12 protein-coding genes are annotated in these 16,386 nt (G+C 66.1%); 6 read left to right on the top strand and 6 right to left on the bottom strand.

Features of this window, described 5'->3' with window-relative positions:
* Positions 1-100 precede the first annotated feature (100 nt).
* The 5 genes from AC0Z42_RS09110 to thiD all read right to left on the bottom strand — a co-directional run bounded on the left by AC0Z42_RS09110 (position 101) and on the right by thiD (position 5,487).
* Positions 101-1,051: a FecR domain-containing protein gene (locus AC0Z42_RS09110; RefSeq protein ID WP_485467906.1), complete on the bottom strand. Its 951-nt coding sequence runs from the start codon at positions 1,049-1,051 to the stop codon at positions 101-103.
* Complete coding sequence (locus AC0Z42_RS09105) at positions 1,048-1,569, bottom strand: sigma-70 family RNA polymerase sigma factor (protein WP_485467905.1); 522 nt, start codon at positions 1,567-1,569, stop codon at positions 1,048-1,050. The genes AC0Z42_RS09110 and AC0Z42_RS09105 overlap by 4 nt, the downstream gene beginning before the upstream one ends.
* Positions 1,570-1,665: 96 nt before the next feature.
* Positions 1,666-3,210 (bottom strand): FGGY-family carbohydrate kinase, encoded by a 1,545-nt coding sequence (locus AC0Z42_RS09100; RefSeq protein WP_485467904.1) that lies wholly within the window; start codon positions 3,208-3,210, stop codon positions 1,666-1,668.
* Between the two features lie 99 nt (positions 3,211-3,309).
* The gene (gene hemL / locus AC0Z42_RS09095) at positions 3,310-4,596 is read right to left on the bottom strand and encodes a glutamate-1-semialdehyde 2,1-aminomutase (protein WP_485467903.1); all 1,287 of its coding nucleotides are present in this window, start codon (positions 4,594-4,596) and stop codon (positions 3,310-3,312) included.
* Positions 4,597-4,632: 36 nt separating this feature from the next.
* The gene (gene thiD / locus AC0Z42_RS09090; protein WP_485467902.1) at positions 4,633-5,487 is read right to left on the bottom strand and encodes a bifunctional hydroxymethylpyrimidine kinase/phosphomethylpyrimidine kinase; all 855 of its coding nucleotides are present in this window, start codon (positions 5,485-5,487) and stop codon (positions 4,633-4,635) included.
* Between the two features lie 96 nt (positions 5,488-5,583).
* Between thiD and AC0Z42_RS09085 the strand changes: the two genes are divergently transcribed.
* From AC0Z42_RS09085 to AC0Z42_RS09060, 6 genes are all read left to right on the top strand, one after another.
* Positions 5,584-5,736: a rubredoxin gene (locus tag AC0Z42_RS09085; RefSeq protein WP_038488910.1), complete on the top strand. Its 153-nt coding sequence runs from the start codon at positions 5,584-5,586 to the stop codon at positions 5,734-5,736.
* A gap of 110 nt (positions 5,737-5,846) precedes the next feature.
* The gene (locus tag AC0Z42_RS09080) at positions 5,847-6,251 is read left to right on the top strand and encodes a response regulator (RefSeq protein ID WP_485467901.1); all 405 of its coding nucleotides are present in this window, start codon (positions 5,847-5,849) and stop codon (positions 6,249-6,251) included.
* Positions 6,252-6,293: 42 nt separating this feature from the next.
* Positions 6,294-6,659: a response regulator gene (locus AC0Z42_RS09075; protein ID WP_485467900.1), complete on the top strand. Its 366-nt coding sequence runs from the start codon at positions 6,294-6,296 to the stop codon at positions 6,657-6,659.
* Between the two features lie 3 nt (positions 6,660-6,662).
* Positions 6,663-7,280 carry a chemotaxis protein CheW gene (locus tag AC0Z42_RS09070; protein WP_485467899.1) on the top strand — a complete coding sequence of 206 codons (618 nt, stop codon included), beginning with the start codon at positions 6,663-6,665 and terminating at the stop codon, positions 7,278-7,280.
* Entirely contained in the window at positions 7,280-9,502 is a 2,223-nt protein-coding gene (locus AC0Z42_RS09065) for a methyl-accepting chemotaxis protein (RefSeq protein ID WP_485467898.1), read from the top strand. The genes AC0Z42_RS09070 and AC0Z42_RS09065 overlap by 1 nt, the downstream gene beginning before the upstream one ends.
* Positions 9,503-9,557: 55 nt before the next feature.
* Positions 9,558-14,846, top strand: coding sequence for an Hpt domain-containing protein (locus AC0Z42_RS09060; RefSeq protein WP_485467897.1), 5,289 nt, complete (start codon positions 9,558-9,560; stop codon positions 14,844-14,846).
* Here AC0Z42_RS09060 and AC0Z42_RS09055 read toward each other — a convergent pair.
* Positions 14,843-16,309 (bottom strand): cryptochrome/photolyase family protein, encoded by a 1,467-nt coding sequence (locus tag AC0Z42_RS09055; protein WP_485467896.1) that lies wholly within the window; start codon positions 16,307-16,309, stop codon positions 14,843-14,845. The two genes, AC0Z42_RS09060 and AC0Z42_RS09055, sit on opposite strands and share 4 nt — an antisense overlap.
* Between the last annotated feature and the right edge of the window lie 77 nt (positions 16,310-16,386).

Below are 16,386 nucleotides of genomic sequence, written 5' to 3'. Positions count from 1 at the left end.
ATAGGTTTGGGTCAGGGGTTCGGTAAAGGATGCGGCGATGCCGTCTTATCCTGTGTATCGAACCAGTGCGCCAAATGCGGAACCGCAAACGGCCATCTTTTCAAATTTTTTCGAGCGTGGTCCACCACGGCAGCGTGCGCTTGATCCGCAGCGGCAGCACGGCCGCCAGCATGCGCAAGGTCTTGTCGGCGTCATGCAGCGGGTAGCCGCCCAGCACGCGCAGCTGCGCCACCTCGGGCGACACGCCGATATGGCCATGGTGATAGCGGTTCAATTCGGCCACCACGTCCTGCAGCGCCATATTCTCGGCCAGCAGCACGCCGCGCGACCAGGCTTCGCGCGCCGGATCGGCCGCCTGCGTGGCGCCGATGCTGCCAGCCGTGAAACTCAGCTGGCTGCCGGCGCTGACGATGCGCGTGGCGCCGCCGCCGCTGCGCACCTCGACCGCGCCGCCATACACGGCCACGTAGGTGGTCTCGCCCAGCAGGCGCACGGCAAAGCGCGTGCCCAGCGCGCGCAGGCGGCCATGCACCGTGTCGACAACAAACGGGCGCGTGCTGTCATGTGCGGTATCGACCAGCATTTCGCCATCGAGCAAATGCAGCCGGCGCAGGCTGGCGCTGTAGTCGGTGTCAAACGCGCTGGCCGTATTGAGCCAGACGCTGCTGCCGTCGGCCAGGGTCAGCGTGCGCAGCTCGCCGGTGCCGGTGCGGTATTGCGCCAGCAGATAGAGGGGATGGGCGCGCCAGGCTTCGAGGCCCAGCAGCGCGCCGCCGCCGAGCAGGGCGATCGCGCCCAGCACGCGCCGGCGCGACAGCGATCTGGCGCGCGCGCCGTGCAGCGCATCGACGGCGGCGTGCCGCGTTTCCGGTGCGCGCATCGGCTCGAAGCGGCTGGCGATGGTTTCGGCATGGGCCCAGGCGTCGCGGTGCTCGCCTTTCTGATCGAGCCAGGCTTGCCAGGCATGGCGGTCGCTGTCGCTGGCCTCGCCCGAGCGCAGCAGGGCAAACCACTCGGCCGCCTGCCGCATGGCGGCATGCGAGGTACTCATGATGCTTCCAGGCGCTGTTCCAGCAGCATGCAGTGCAACAGGGCTTTGGCCATGTATTTGCGCACCATGCGGTCAGATACGTTCAGCTGCGCCGCCACTTCCTTGTCCGTCATGCCATGCACCATCGCCAGCACGAACGCTTGCGCCACCCTGGCCGGCAGGCTGCGCAGCATGGCGTCGATTTCGCCCAGCGCCTGCAGCACGCTGGCCTGCTGCTCGGCCGAACAGGCATGGGCTTCAGGCTGCGCCGCCAGCGCGGCAAGCCAGGCCTGTTCGATCTCGCGGCGGCGCCACAGGTCCACGCACAGGCCGCGCGCCACCGTGCTCAGATAGGCGCGCGCGCCCTCGAAACTGTCGAAACTGCGCGGTTTGGTTAGCAGGCGCACAAACGCGTCATGCGCCAGGTCGGCCGCGTCAAACGCATTGCCCAGGCGCCGGCGCAGCAGTGACTGCAGCCAGCCATGGTGGTCGGCATACAGGGTCTCGACGGGTGGTGGTGACGCTGGGGCAGCCGGCATGGGCAGTCGCTTCGTGATTGCAAATAAGAATTATTCTCATTGTAATGCTGGAAGCGCTTGCTTGGCAATTATGCCGGCTGTTGTATTTTGCGCAGTTCAGTCTTGCGCACCCTGCTGCAGGCCGTGCATCAGGCTTTGCAGTGCCGGATAGGCATCGCGATATAGCCCGAACGCGCGCCGGTAGGTGGCGCTGGCCTCGGGCTGTGGCGTACTGCGCGGCACCAGCGTGACCCATCCCTGCTGCGCCGCCTCGCGCGAGATCAGGCCCGTACCCAGCGCCGCCAGCAAGGCAGCACCAAGCGCCGCCTCGACATTTTCGGCAATCGTATATACCTGGTAGCCGGTGATGTCGGCAATGATCTGCAGCCACAGCGGCGAGTGGGCGGCGCCGCCAACGACGATCAATTTGTCGTCCAGGGTGGCCGCACCCTGGCTGCCGGCGTCAATATTGTGTTTCAGCGCGAAGCTCACGCCTTCGAGCACGGCGCGGTACAGGTGCGAGCGGCCGTGGTACAGGTTCAGGCCCAAAAACGCGCCGCTGGCTTTCGCGTCCCAGATCGGGCTGCGCTCGCCCATCAGGTAAGGCAGGAACAGCACGCCGTCGGCGCCGGGCGGCACTTTGGCGGCGTTTTCTTCCATCAGCTGGTGCACATCGTCGTAGCCCTGGCGCCTGGCGTCATCGATATCGGCCTGGCAGAAGGCGTCGCGGAACCAGCTGACGGAAGCGCCGGCCGTGATTGCGCCACCAAACACATATAAATCGTGCGCGCTGTTGAAGACATGGGGCATGCTGATCAGGCCATGGCTGGCATCGGCCTCTTGCCGAATGGTGCCCCAGCACATGCTGGTGCCGATCATCGCCACATGCTGGCCGGCGCGGCTGACGCCTGCCGCCAGCGTGGCGACGGCCGCATCGACGCCGCCGGCCACCACCGCCGTGCCAGCCAGGAGGCCCAGCTGTTCGGCCACCGCCGGCAGCAGGGCGCCGACTACCTCGGACGAGTCGACCAGCCGCGCGGGCATCATGCGCGCCGGGATGCCCAGCGCATCGAGCATCTCGGTCGACCAGTTGCGCGCCGCCATGTCGTACACGCCGCCGATATTGCCGGCCGAGCTATGGTCGACCGCCACCTCGCCGCACAGCAGGTAGTTGATATAGCTGTTTGGCGGCAGCAGATACTGCGTACGCTGCCAGATGTCGGGCCGATGGTTTTTCAACCACAGCATCTTGGTATAGCCGTAATAGCTGTCGACGCCATTGCTGGTGATCGCGTGCAGGCGCTGCAGGTCGATCTGCCGGTTCACCCATTCCACCTCATCGGTGGCGCGCCGGTCCATCCAGATCAGGCAGGGGTGCAGCGGCTGCATGGCCTCGTCGACGGGAATGCCGGAGCCGCCGTACAGGCTGCTGACGCAGAGCGCCTTGATGCTTGCAGCCGGCACGCCGCTTTTTTGCACCACTTCGCGCACGCAGGTAAGCACGGCCTGGTACCAGACGGCCGGCCACTGTTCTGCCCACAGGGGTTTTGGCGTATCGACCTGGTAGCCGTGCGCATGCTGGGCGATGATGACCCCGGTGCGGTCGACCAGTAAAGCCTTGGTGCTTTGGGTGCCGATATCGACACCGATGATGTAGTCCATGCAGTCTCCTTTTTTATATATCGAATATAGCAGGAGAGAGCAGAAAATGGGGCGGGGTGCGGCGGCCAGGACGGCCGCCGCGAACAATGCGGGTAACGATTACTTCAGATTGGCAAACACCTTGCGTGCGGCGGCAATGGTGGCGTCGATCACGGCGTCGTCATGCTGCGCCGAGACAAAGCCCGCTTCAAACGCGGCTGGCGCAAAGTACACGCCTTCGTCCAGCATTGCGTGAAAAAAGGCGTTGAACTTGCTGCGGTCGCCCGCCATCATTTCGGCGTAGCTGGTCGGCGGCGTGGCGCTGAAATAAATGCCGAACATGCCGCCGATGCAGTCGGCGCAAAATTCCACGCCGGCCTCTTTCGCCGCCGCCGTCAAGCCATCGGCCAGGCGTTGTGCGGTGGCGCCCAGCTTTTCATAAAAGCCTGGCTGCTGTATCAGTTTCAGGGTGGTCATGCCGGCTGCCACGGCCACCGGATTGCCCGACAGGGTGCCGGCCTGGTAGACCGCGCCCAGCGGCGCCATATTGTGCATCAGCGCCGCGCTGCCGCCAAAGGCCGCCACCGGCATGCCGCCGCCGATCACCTTGCCCAGAGCGGTCAGGTCAGGCTTGATGTTGTACAGTGCCTGCGCGCCGCCCAGCGCCACGCGGAAGCCGCACATGACTTCATCGAAAATCAGCAGCGCGCCGTGCTGCGTGCACAACTCGCGCATTGCCTGCAGGAATTCCGGCGTGGCTTTTACCAGGTTCATGTTGCCGGCCACCGGTTCGACGATCACGCAGGCGATGTCGCTGCCAAAACTGTCGAAGGCGTCTTTCAGCTGCTCGACGTTGTTATAGTCGAGCACCAGCGTGTGCTTGACAAAATCTTCCGGCACGCCGGCCGAGGTCGGGTTGCCGAAGGTGAGCAGGCCGCTGCCGGCTTTCACCAGCAGCGAGTCGGCGTGGCCGTGGTAGCAGCCTTCGAACTTGACGATCTTGTCGCGTCCGGTGGCGCCGCGCGCCAGGCGCAGCGCGCTCATGGTCGCTTCCGTGCCCGACGAGACCAGCCGTACCTGTTCGATCGACGGCACCAGGCGCGTGATTTCCTCGGCCATCAGCACTTCGCCTTCGGTCGGCGCGCCGAATGACAGGCCCAGCGCGGCTGCGTCCTGCACCGCTTTCACCACCTCGGGGTGGGCGTGGCCAACGATGGCCGGGCCCCACGAGCCGATGTAGTCGATATAGCGCTTGCCGTCGGCATCCCAGAAATACGGGCCTTCGGCGCGGGTGATGAAGCGCGGCGTGCCGCCCACCGAGCGGAAGGCGCGCACTGGTGAGTTGACGCCGCCCGGCGTGGTTTTCTGGGCGCGGGCGAACAGGGTATCGTTTTGCGAAGTCGTCATGAGGTTGCCTTGAATGGGTTGTAAGGGTGCCAGGCGTCAGGCGCCGGGCTTGAACAGGCGGTTCGGTACCAGCTTGCCCATGCCGAAGCGCCGCGCATGCGTGAGCGCACCGGCCGTGTATTCCTGGGCCGCCACCACCGCCTGCTGCACGTCGCTGTCGACATCGCCGCCGCCCTGGTCCAGCGCCAGCAGCGCCGTGGCCGCTGCCGACAGGGTGCTGCCGGCGCCGTTGAAGATACCGGGCAGGTGGCGCCATACGTCGTGGCGCACCACGCCGTCTTCGCCGAACAGGGTATTGGCGCGCAGCTTGCCTTCGCCGGTGCCGCTTTTGCTGGCGTCGGCCTGCATGCAGGTCACCAGCACGTATTCGCAGCCCAGCGCGACCAGGTAGTCGACGTCATTTTGCAAGGTGTCGGAGGGGTCGCTGTCGCGCCAGGTTTCGGCCAGGCGTTCCAGTTCCACCGGCGACAGCACCAGCAGGGTGGTTTGCGGGATCAGGAGCTGGCGCACGGCCGTCAGGATGTCTTCGTCGTCCATGCCCTGTTCCGGCAGCGCCGAAATGAAGGGGTCGAGGATCAACGGCACGTCGGGGTAGTCGGAAACGATTTCGGCAATCGCCGTGACGTTTTCCACGCTGCCCAGCGCGCCGATCTTGATGGCGGCCACCGACATGTCTTCGAGCAGCACGCGGGCCTGGTCGGAGACCCAGTCAGGGTCGACCGCCTGCACGTCTTCAACGCGGGCGGTATCGCTGATCAACAGGCCGGTGGTGACCGACAGGCCATGGCAGCCGAACGAGGCAAACGTGGCCAGGTCGGCCTGGATGCCGATCGCGCCGACGGGATCGGACACGCCGAAGCTTAATATGAGGGGAGAAGTTTGGTTTTGCACGGCGGGTAGATTAAGATACCTAATTCAGCATTTTACTTGATTGAAGGGTGGCAGAACGTGAGTAGCAACGAAACAACGCAGCAATTCCAGACGTGGATGTGTCTTATCTGTGGCTGGGTTTATGATGAAGCGGCTGGCCTGCCAGACGAAGACATCGCTCCCGGCACGCGTTGGGCCGATGTGCCGATGAACTGGACCTGCCCGGAATGCGGCGCGCGCAAGGACGACTTCGAGATGGTGGCTATTTAAGCAATTTTATACGATAGTCATGCCTGGCGCCATGTCCGCTGCCATGCGGCAGCGTGCGCCGGCCTATGTTATGGTGTGAATAATTGCCGAATGATTACATTGAGCCACCCTTGAGCAGCCCTTTCCCGGACGCCGGCGGCGCCACCATCCTGGTAATCGACGACAGCGCCACCATGCGTACCTGCGTGGCCGGTTACCTGCGCGACGCCGGCTACCAGGTGGTGCTGGCCGAAGATGGCTTCGATGCGCTGGCCAAGCTGGGCGACTGCAGGCCCGAACTGGTGGTGTGCGACGTGGTGATGCCGCGTCTCGATGGCTACCGCACTTGCGCCCTGATACGCGCCAGTGCCGGTTTTCGCGCCACGCCGGTGCTGATGCTGTCGTCGAAAGAGGGCCTGTTCGACCGCGCGCGCGGCAGCCTGGCCGGCGCCAGCGCCTGCCTGGCCAAGCCGCTGGCGCGCGAGGCGCTGCTGGCGGCCGTGCGGCAGCACCTGGCAGCAAGTGCGCCGCGGTAGCGCCGTTAGTCGTTATTAACCACCAATGCAGCAAGGAAGCTGATGTCCATACATACCATTCTGATCGTCGATGATTCGCCGACGGAACGCTACTACCTGAGCGAGATGCTGGTGCGCGCCGGCTATGCCGTGTCCACCGCCGAAAACGGCGCCGACGCGCTGGCCCGGCTCAAGCAGGACAGGCCCGACCTGATCCTGATGGATGTGGTGATGCCGGGCGCAAATGGCTTCCAGATCACGCGCGCCATCGCACGCGACCCCGAGCTGGCCCATGTGCCGGTGATTATCTGTTCCAGCAAGAGCCAGGAGACGGACCGCATCTGGGGCCTGCGCCAGGGCGCGCGCGACTACCTGGTCAAGCCGGTGGTCGAAGCGGACCTGCTGGCCAAGATCGCGGCGCTGTCCTGAGCCATGCAGATCACGCCCGGCATCGCCGCCTCCGGATCGCCGCCCTTTGAAGGCGGTGCGCGGCACGGGCGTTTGCGCCAGTACCAGTTGCAGCTGCACGAAAGGGTGCAGGCCGCACGCAGCGGCGCGCTGGCCGGCCGCAAGGACCTGGGCGTGCTGCTGGGCGGGCGCCACTGCCTGCTCGACCTCACGCAACTGGGCGAGATCGTGATCCCGGCCGGCCTGCAAATCCAGGGCGTGCCGCTGGCGCAGGACTGGTACCTGGGCCTGGCGGCCATGCGCGGGCGCCTGACGGCCGTCATCGACCTGGCGCGCTACATGGGCCAGCCCGCTTGCAGCATGCAAGGCGACAGCCGCTTGATCACGTTTGCGCCGCGCCTGGGGCTCGACTGCGCCGTGCTGGTCGAGCGCGTGCTGGGCCTGCGCCAGCAGCGCGGCATGCTGGCTGCGTCCACGCCGCCAGATGTTGCGGCCTATCCCTGGGCTGCGCACGCGTTGCGCGACAGCGAACAGCAGAGCTGGCTGCGGCTGGACCTGGCGCAGCTGGCGCAAGCCGAGCGTTTTCTCGATGCCGGTTTTGCCGGCGCCCACCTCGCTCACAATTACAAGGAACTGCGCTGATGGGCGACCATTCTTCGATCCTGGCCGACGGCGCCGTGCCTGCCGCCACCATCTCGCCCGACGATCTGCCCTTGCGCCTGCGCGATGCGCTGGGACGGCGCAAGACGCTGGCCAGCGCGCCGGCGGCCGACCTGAAACTGCCGCTGATCGGCCATTTGCCGCTGCAAAAACAGCTGTCGGTACTGACCACCGTGATGGCCCTGAGCCTGGCGGCCAGCCTGCTGTTTGTCACCCTCAATACGCGCAGCGGCAATATCGCCTCGGCGCAGACGCAGTTGGCCAGCGACGCGCTGATGCACTCGCAGCGCCTGGGGAAAGCAGCGCCGAACGCGGTGCAGGGCAATCCCGAGGCCTTCCGCCAGCTGGAAGAAAGCCGCAATGAGCTGAACCAGGATTTCCGTTTGATGGTGCGCGGCGGCACCTACCACGGCCGCGATATCGGCGAGTCGCGCGCCAGCTTGCTGGCGGCGGTGGCCGACGCGCGTAAAAAATGGGCCAGCAGCGAGCGCGCGGCCGGCACCATCTTGCGCCTGAAGGCGGAACTGGGCCAGTTCGACCAGACCTTGCAGCAATTGAATGCGCGCACGCCGGCGCTGCTGGCGCAAACCGAGGAAATCGCCGCCTTGAAAGTGCAGCGCGGCGGCAATGGGCGCGAGCTGGCCGTGATCGGCCGGCTGATGATGCTGACCCAGCGCATGAGCCGCAGCGCCAGCGGCTTTGTCGCCTCGGGCAGCATCAGTTCGGAAACCGCGTTCGCGCTGGGCCGCGACACCACGTATTTCCGCGCCGCCGTCGACGGCCTGCTCAATGGCAGCGGCACCTTGCAGCTGGCGCCCACGCGCGACGCGCAATTGCGCGAGCAGCTGGTAGCGCTGAAGGCGGGCTTCGACAGCTACCAGAAGCTGGTCTCCTCCCTGCTCGACGGTCTCGACAAATTCAGCGCGGCCAAGAGTGCCGAGCAGCTGATCTTCAGCGAGAACGAAGACCTGCGCCAGCGCCTGACCCTGCTGCAGCAGTTGTACCATGTGAACCAGGAAACCCTGGGCGCTGCCTTCTGGCTGATGGTGGGCGGCGTGCTGCTGACCCTGGTGGCGGCGGCCGGCATGGGCCGCGTGCTGCTGCAGGACTCCGTCAACCGCACGCGCGATGCCGAGCGGCGGCGCCAGGAAGCGGAGATCCGCCGCCTGCTGGCGCAGGAAAAAGAAGAAGCGGCCAAGGCGCAGAACGACCAGAACCAGGGGGCTATTTTGCGCCTGATGAACGAGCTGCAAAAGGTGGCTGATGGCGACCTGACGGTGCAGGCGACGGTATCGGAAGACATCACCGGCGCGATCGCCGATTCGGTCAATTACACGGTCGAGGAACTGCGCGGCCTGGTGGGGAGGGTGACGGCTACCGCCGAGCAGGTCAACCGCGCCTCGACCCAGGCGCAAAGTATTTCCAGCAAACTGCTGATCGCCTCGCAGCAGCAGTCGCGTGAAATCCAGGGCGTCAGCGCCACGGTGGTGAAAATGGCCAATGCGATCACGGAAGTGTCGAAGTCGGCCAGCGTCTCGGCCGACGTGGCGCGCCAGTCGGTGGCGGCCGCGCTGCAAGGCTCGACGGCGGTGGAAAACGCCATCAAGGGCATGCATGAGATCCGCGACCAGATCCAGGACACCTCCAAGCGCATCAAGCGCCTGGGCGAATCGTCGCAGGAAATCGGCGAGATCACCGAACTGATTTCCGACATCACCGAGCAGACCAATGTGCTGGCGCTGAACGCCGCCATCCAGGCCGCTTCAGCCGGCGAGGCGGGGCGCGGCTTTTCGGTGGTAGCAGAGGAAGTGCAGCGCCTGGCCGAGCGCTCGGCCGGCGCGGCCAAGCAGATCGGCGCGCTGGTGCGTACCATCCAGGCCGATACCCGGGATGCGACGCGGGCGATGGAAAAATCGACCCAGGGCGTGGTCGAGGGCGCGCATTTGTCCGACGCCGCAGGCGCGGCCCTGAACGATATCAGCAAGGTGTCGAAACACCTGGCCGAACTGATCCAGGGCATGTCGTTCGCCACCGGCACGCAGGCCGGTTCGGCCAGCGGCGTGGCCTTGAATATCCAGCATATCCTGAGCGTGACGGAACAGACCCAGGATGGCACGCAGCAAACGGCGCAGTCGATCCATAAACTGTCGCTGCTGGCCCAGGAGCTGAAAAATTCGGTGTCGCGTTTCCGCGTCGCCGCCTGAGCCAGCGCCCGGCGCGTGCCGATTTTTGCGTTATGAATTCTTTACCGAGGCAGGCATGAGCACACCAGATAATCCGCAGCAGTCCAGGCCGCAGCAGTCCAAGCCGTTCGACAGCGAGCCCTTGTCCTGGGTGATGGTGGAAATCCGCGAAGCGCTGGCCCGTTCCAGGACGGCTTTGTTCGAAGCGGGCGGGCGCGAGCGCGAGGAACGCGCCACCGCGCTGCAGCATGCGCGCTCGCACCTGCACCAGGCGCACGGCGCGCTGGTGATGGTCGACGTGGCCGGCGCCGGCCTGCTGACGGCGGGCGCGGAACAGGCGCTGACGCGTTTTCGCGACGGCAGCCTGGAATATACGGTCGACCATGCGCAAGTGGTGGCCGAACTGTACCAGGCCTTGAGCGAATACCTGGAAGACCTGCTGGCCGGCACGCCGCCGCAGCCCACCCGCTTGTTCCCCTACTACCGCGCGCTGCAGACCCTGCTGGGCGTGGAACGCGTGCATCCGGCCGAACTGTTTTTCCCGCCGGAGGTGGACCAGCATCACGCGATCGCGCTGGCCGAGCCGGTGATCGCCGCCGACTATCCGGCCTGGCGCAGCCGCTTTGAAAAGTCGTTGCTGCCGTTCCTGAGGGCACCCGATGCCGAGGCGCGCCAGTTGCATGCGCAAGCCCTGCACGATACCTTGGAACTGGTGGCCGACGCGCAGACGGAAGGGGCGGCGCGCACCTTCTGGTTCACCATGCAGGCCGTGGCCGGCCTGGCAGCCCAGGGCCAGGGTGGCGACAGCCTGTACATGAAACAGCTGTTCGGCCTGATCAACCTGCAATTGCGCCGCCTGGCGCAAGGCACGGCCGGCTTGCCCGGCACCCTGCTGCGCGATGCGCTGTACCTGATCGCGGCCGCTACCGAACCGACGCCGGCAGCGCGCCAGTTGCGTGAGGTATTTGAACTCGAGGGCCTGGTGGCGGACGACGTCGAAGCGCGGCGCTATGGACAGGTCGATCAAGCCGCCTTGCAAAATGCGCGCGCGGCGCTGGCCCGCGCGCGCGCGCACTGGCGCGAGGCGGCGCCCGGCGAGGCCTTCAGCGGCGCGCTCGATGAGGTGGCGGCGCAGGCGGAATCCTTGAAAGTGCCGGCCCTGGCCGGCCTGCTGCGCCAGGGCGCGGACGTGGCGCGGCTGGCAGCCGCCAGTGGCCGCCAGCCGGCGCTGGCGCAGGAAATGGAGACGGCGCTGCTGTTTGCCGAAACCGGCCTGGAGCAATTGCGCAGGCTGCCCGACGACTTTGCCAGCAATGCCGAAACCATCGCCGCGCGCCTGCAGGCGCTGCTTGACGGCGAGGTGCCAGCGGCGCCGGCGCAAGGCGAGCTGTCGCGCCAGATCGAACAGGGGCAGACAGCCGCTGCGCTGGCCGAGTCCATGAAGGCGGGCTTGCGCCAGGTCGAGCAGCTGCTGAACGCCTATTACGCCGATATTGGCCGGCGTGCGGAGCTGGCCGGCGTGGCGCCGCTACTGCAGCCGATGCGGCAGACCCTGGAGGAACTGGGGCAGGGCGCCGCCAGCGCCGGCATGCAACAGGTGGTCTCCAGCGTACAGCGGCTGCTGGATGCGGATAGCCAGGCACCCATGGAGGCTCTTGACGAGATCGCGCAAAACGTCAGCGCGCTGGGCTTTTTTGTCGACATGCTGGGCCGCAATGCGCAGGCGGCCAGCGCGCGTTTTCATTTCGACGCCGCCAGCGGCGCCTTCCGCGCGCTGCCGTTTGAAAAGGTGGCCGCCAGCGGCAGCGTGCCGGTGCCGGTGCTCGACCATCCTTTGCCGCCAGCGCCATCGCTGGCGCCGGATGCAACGCCCGCCACTGGCGATATCGACGCCGAGATGCTCGATATTTTTCTCGCCGAGGCGCGCGAAGTGCTGGCCTTTGTTGAAACCACCCTGGCCGCGCTGCGCGCCGATTCCGGCAATGGCGAACACCTGGCCATGCTGCGCCGCTCGTACCATACCCTGAAGGGCAGCAGCCGCATGATCGGCCTGGCGCAGTTTGCCGAAGCGGCCGGCGCGATTGAAAGCGTGCTCAATACCTGGCTGGCCGAGGCGCGTGCGGGCAGCGATGATTTGTACACCCTGCTCAATTATGGCTGGTACCAGTTGAGCGAATGGGTGGCCGAGCTGGAAGGCGGCGGCGCACGCGGGCGCGAGGCGGGCATGCTGCCGGATGCGGCCGAGCGGGTGCGCGAAGGCGGGCCGTTCGAGCTGCGCAAGCGGCGCCCGCTGGCGAAGGACGCGCCGGCGCCGGCCACGCCAGCCACTGCCGGCAACGGCAATGTGATCGGCTTTCCGCCGGCCACCGCGCCCACTGTGCACGAAGCGCCGGACGACAACCTGAAACACGTGGGCGAACTGCGCATCAGCCTGCCGCTGTATAACATCTACCTGGCCGAAACCGACGAGCTGCTGCGCCTGCTCACGCGCGACTTCGGCGAATGGCGCCACGAAGCGCGCGCCGTCAGCGCCGACGCGCTGCAGGCCGTGCATACGCTGGCCGGCAGCTCCGGCACGGTCGGCTTTGCCGCCTTGCGCGACCTGGCACATGCGCTGGAGATCGCCATCGAAACGGTGGTGCCGCCGCGCGCCGGGCTGGCCGACGCGCAGCACGACGTGCTGGAACACGCCACCGATGGCATCCGCCAGATGCTGCAGGCGTTTGCCCTGGGCGACCTGGCGCCGGCGCAGCCGGCGCTGATCGAGGAACTTAATACGCTGTGGCGCGCATTGACAGCGCCGCCACCAGCAGCTACCGCGCCAGTGCCCGGGACTGGCCTTGACGCGCTGTTTGCCGCGACTTATGCCAGCATCATGGACGACAGCGCTGCGCCACCGGTGTCGAGCCTGGACGCGCTGTTTGCCGCCACCTACGCCAGCATCATCGCAGATGGAGCAGGCCAGGGCGGCATGCCGGCGCAAGAGGCGCCGCCGGCACGCATGAAGCTGCCGCCAGCGCCCGATACCAGCGCCATCGACGACCTGTTCGATTCCGTGTTCGATACGCCGCCAGCGGCAGCCGCGGCGGAACCGGAGCCTGAAGCCGAACCCGAGGCGCCAGCGATGGCGCCGGCCGATGCGCAGGCCCTGCTGGCCGCCAGCGCCGGCATCAGCGATGAACTGGACCTGGACTTGTTGCCGGTGTTCCTGGAAGAAGGCGCCGACTTGCTGCCGCAGATTGGCGCTGCGCTGCGCAACTGGCAGCAGCAGCCACAGGACAATAGCCAGGCGCAGATGCTGCTGCGCACACTGCACACGGTCAAGGGCAGCGCGCGCATGGCCGGCGCCATGCGCCTGGGCCAGCATGCGCATGAGATCGAAACGCATATCGAAAACATGCTGCACGCGGGCACGGCCACGCCGCAGGCGTTCGAGGAATTGCTGGGTCACTACGACCATGCGCTGCACCTGTTCGAACAATTGCAGCAGCCCTTGCTGCCACTGCCCGGCATGGAAGACACGCCGCCACCGGAACCGAAGGCGGCGCTGGTGCGCGTGCGCGCCGACATCCTCGACCGCCTGGTGAACCAGGCCGGCGAAGTGTCGATCACGCGCTCGAAGATCGAAAACGAGGTGGCCGTGCTGGGTGCTTCGCTGGGCGAGTTTTCCGATAACCTGGCGCGCTTGCGGCGCCAACTGCGCGAAGTGGAAATGCAGGCCGAATCGCAGATCGCCTCGCGCATGGCAGTCGGCAGCGAGCGCGATTTCGATCCGCTCGAATTCGACCGCTTTACGCGCTTGCAGGAACTGACGCGCATGATGGCCGAAAGCGTCAGCGACGTCGCCTCGTTCCACGAAAACCTGAGCCAGAGCGTGGGCACCGTGGGCGACGACCTGGTGCTGCAGGCGCGCCTGACGCGCGAACTGCAGCGCGACCTGATGCAGATTCGCATGGTGCCGTTTGCCAGCATCGCCGAGCGGCTGTTCCGCGTGGCGCGGCAAAGCGCCAAGGAAGTCGACAAGCGCGTCAACCTCGATATCCGTGGCGGCAATGTGGAGATCGACCGCAGCGTACTGGAACGCATGGCCGCGCCGTTCGAACACCTGCTGCGCAACGCGATCGTGCACGGCATCGAGCCGCGCGCGGCGCGCCTGGCGGCCGGCAAGAACGAAACGGGTGAATTGCTGGTGCAGGTCAGCCAGCAGGGCAATGAAGTGGCGATCGCGTTTTCGGACGATGGCGCCGGCCTGGACTTGGAGCGCATCCGCGCCAGGGCGCGCAGCACCGGCCTGGTGGCCGACGATGCCGAGATCAGCGACGCGCAGGCGGCCGAACTGATCTTCGCCCCCGGCCTGTCAACCGCCGACAGCCTGACGGAGCTGGCCGGGCGCGGCTTCGGCATGGATATCGTGCGCTCGGAAGCGCTGGCGCTGGGGGGCAGGGTCGACACCGTGACCGAAGCGGGCCAGGGCATCCGTTTCACCATCCACCTGCCCTTGACTCTCGCTGTGACGCAAGTGGTGCTGCTGGCCGCCAATGGCAAGACCTATGCCTTGCCCTCGGTACTGGTCGAGCAGGTACTGCACCTGAAGGGCGAGCAGCTGGAACAGGTGACCAAAGCCGGGCAGATCGATGCGCACGGCCAGTTGCTGGCGCTGCACCAGCTGTCGACCATGCTGGGCGACCCGCCGACAGCGCCATCGAGCCTGCGCCATGCGCCGGTGCTGCTGCTACGCAATGGCAACGACAGGCTGGCGCTGCAGGTCGACGATGTGGTGGGCAACCGCGAAGTAGTGGTCAAGCACGTGGGCCCGCAACTGGCGCGCATGCCGGGCATCGCCGGCGCCACCGTGCTCGGTACCGGCGACATCGTGTTGATCCTGAATCCGGTGGCGCTGGCGCAGCACCTGAGCCATCATCCTGAATTGCTGGCGCAGTATGCGGCGGCCGCCGGCGAAGGCCGCGTGGCGCTGCCCGCGCCGCGCGCCTGCGTGATGGTGGTCGACGATTCGCTGACCGTGCGCCGCGTGATGCAGCGCCTGTTCGAGCGCGAAGGCTACCTGGTGCTGCTGGCCAAGGACGGCGTCGACGCGCTGGAACAACTGCACGAGCTGGAACCGGCGGCGCTGCCGGCGCTGATGCTGGTTGACGTGGAAATGCCGCGCATGGACGGTTTCGACCTGACGCGCAATGTGCGCAGCGACCAGCGCACACGCGCGATTCCCGTCGTCATGATCACCTCGCGCAGCGCCGACAAGCACCGCCAGCACGCCCTGGAACTGGGCGTGAATGCGTATTTCGGCAAGCCGTTCCAGGAGCCGGAATTGCTGGCGGAGGTGGATCGTTTGTTGAGCGGCAGTTAGGCGACCTTGACGGTTTTTACTATTTCATACCGTTCGAGCGTCTCCTTGCGCGCCTCATCGTGCTGCACGATGGGCGCGGGATAATCGCGCCCCAGCACGATATTCTTTTGGTCGAGCAGCATGCGCGGCACCAGCCACGGCGCGTGGATTTCCTTGTCGCCCAGCGCTTTCAATTGCGGCAGGTAGCGGCGGATAAAGCGGCCGTTGGCGTCGAATTTTTCCGACTGGGTGATCGGGTTGAAGATGCGGAAATACGGTTGGGCATCGCAGCCCGACGACGAGGCCCACTGCCAGCCGCCGTTGTTCGAGGCCAGGTCGAAGTCGTTCAGGTGCAGCGCGAAATACGCTTCGCCGCGGCGCCAGTCGATACCCAGGTCCTTGATCAGGAAGCAGGCGGTGACCATGCGCAGGCGGTTGTGCATGTAGCCGGTCTGGTTCAGCTGCAGCATGGCCGCGTCCACCAGCGGATAACCGGTGCGCCCTTCGCACCAGGCGGCAAATGCGTCGTCGGCCAGTTCGCCGGTTTCCCAGGCGATGGCGTCATAGGCCGGTTTGAAGGCGCCATGCTCCACCTGAGGATTCTGGTACAGGATCATGGCGTAGAAATCGCGCCAGATCAGTTCTGCCAGCCAGACCGGCGCGCCGTCGCCACCGCCGCCGCGCGCCATCAGGTCGACCATGGTGCGTACCAGGTAGCGCAGCGACACGGTGCCGAAGCGCAAATGCAGCGACAGGTAGGACGGCCCTTTCAGGGCAGGAAAGTCGCGCGCCACATCGTATTTTTCCACCCTCGGCAAAAAATCCTCGAACAATTTTGCGCCGCCCGACATGCCGGTCGGGATCGCCAGTTCGGCCAGGTTGCTGGGCGCGAAACCCAGTTCTTCCAGCGCCGGCAGGGCGGCCGGCTTGCCGCGCGGCGGCGCCAGCCTGGCTGCGTGCGGCTCGATATCAAAAGGCGCCAGGCACGCCGGGTCGGCGCGCATTTTCTTCAGCCAGGCGTTTTTATATGGCGTATAGACGGTGTACGGCTTGTCGGACAGGGTCAGCACTTCGTCTTTTTCAAAGATCACCTGGTCCTTGAAGCTGAACCACAGGCGCGCGTCCAGCGTCAGCGCCTCGGCTATAACGGCATCGCGGGCGATTGCCTGCGGCTCGTAGTCGTGGTTGGCGAACACGGCATCGGCCTGCAGTTCGGCCGCCAGGCGCGGGATGGCGGTGGCCGCATCGTCATGCAGCACGATCAGGTCGCCACCGAGCTGGCGCAGTTCGCTGGCCAGTTCGGCCAGGCTGGCGTGGATGAAGTCGACGCGGCGGTCGCGGCGCGGCAGGCTGTCCAGGATGGCGCTGTCGTAGACGAAAACGCAGTGTACGGCCTGGCTCTGGCGCAAGGCATGGTGCAGTGCAGCATGGTCAAACGCGCGCAGGTCGCGGCGGAACCAGACCAGGGAAGTATTGAGTGTCATTGGTGGCAGATTGGGCGTATTTGCGTTGTAAAAGGTCAAGAAAGAGCGATTTTTCGCCGCTTGCGGCGCATTATGCC

Source organism: Janthinobacterium sp. 1L-D-8-B-C4, from assembly GCF_057291295.1.
This window is presented reverse-complemented; position numbering and strand designations above follow the sequence as displayed.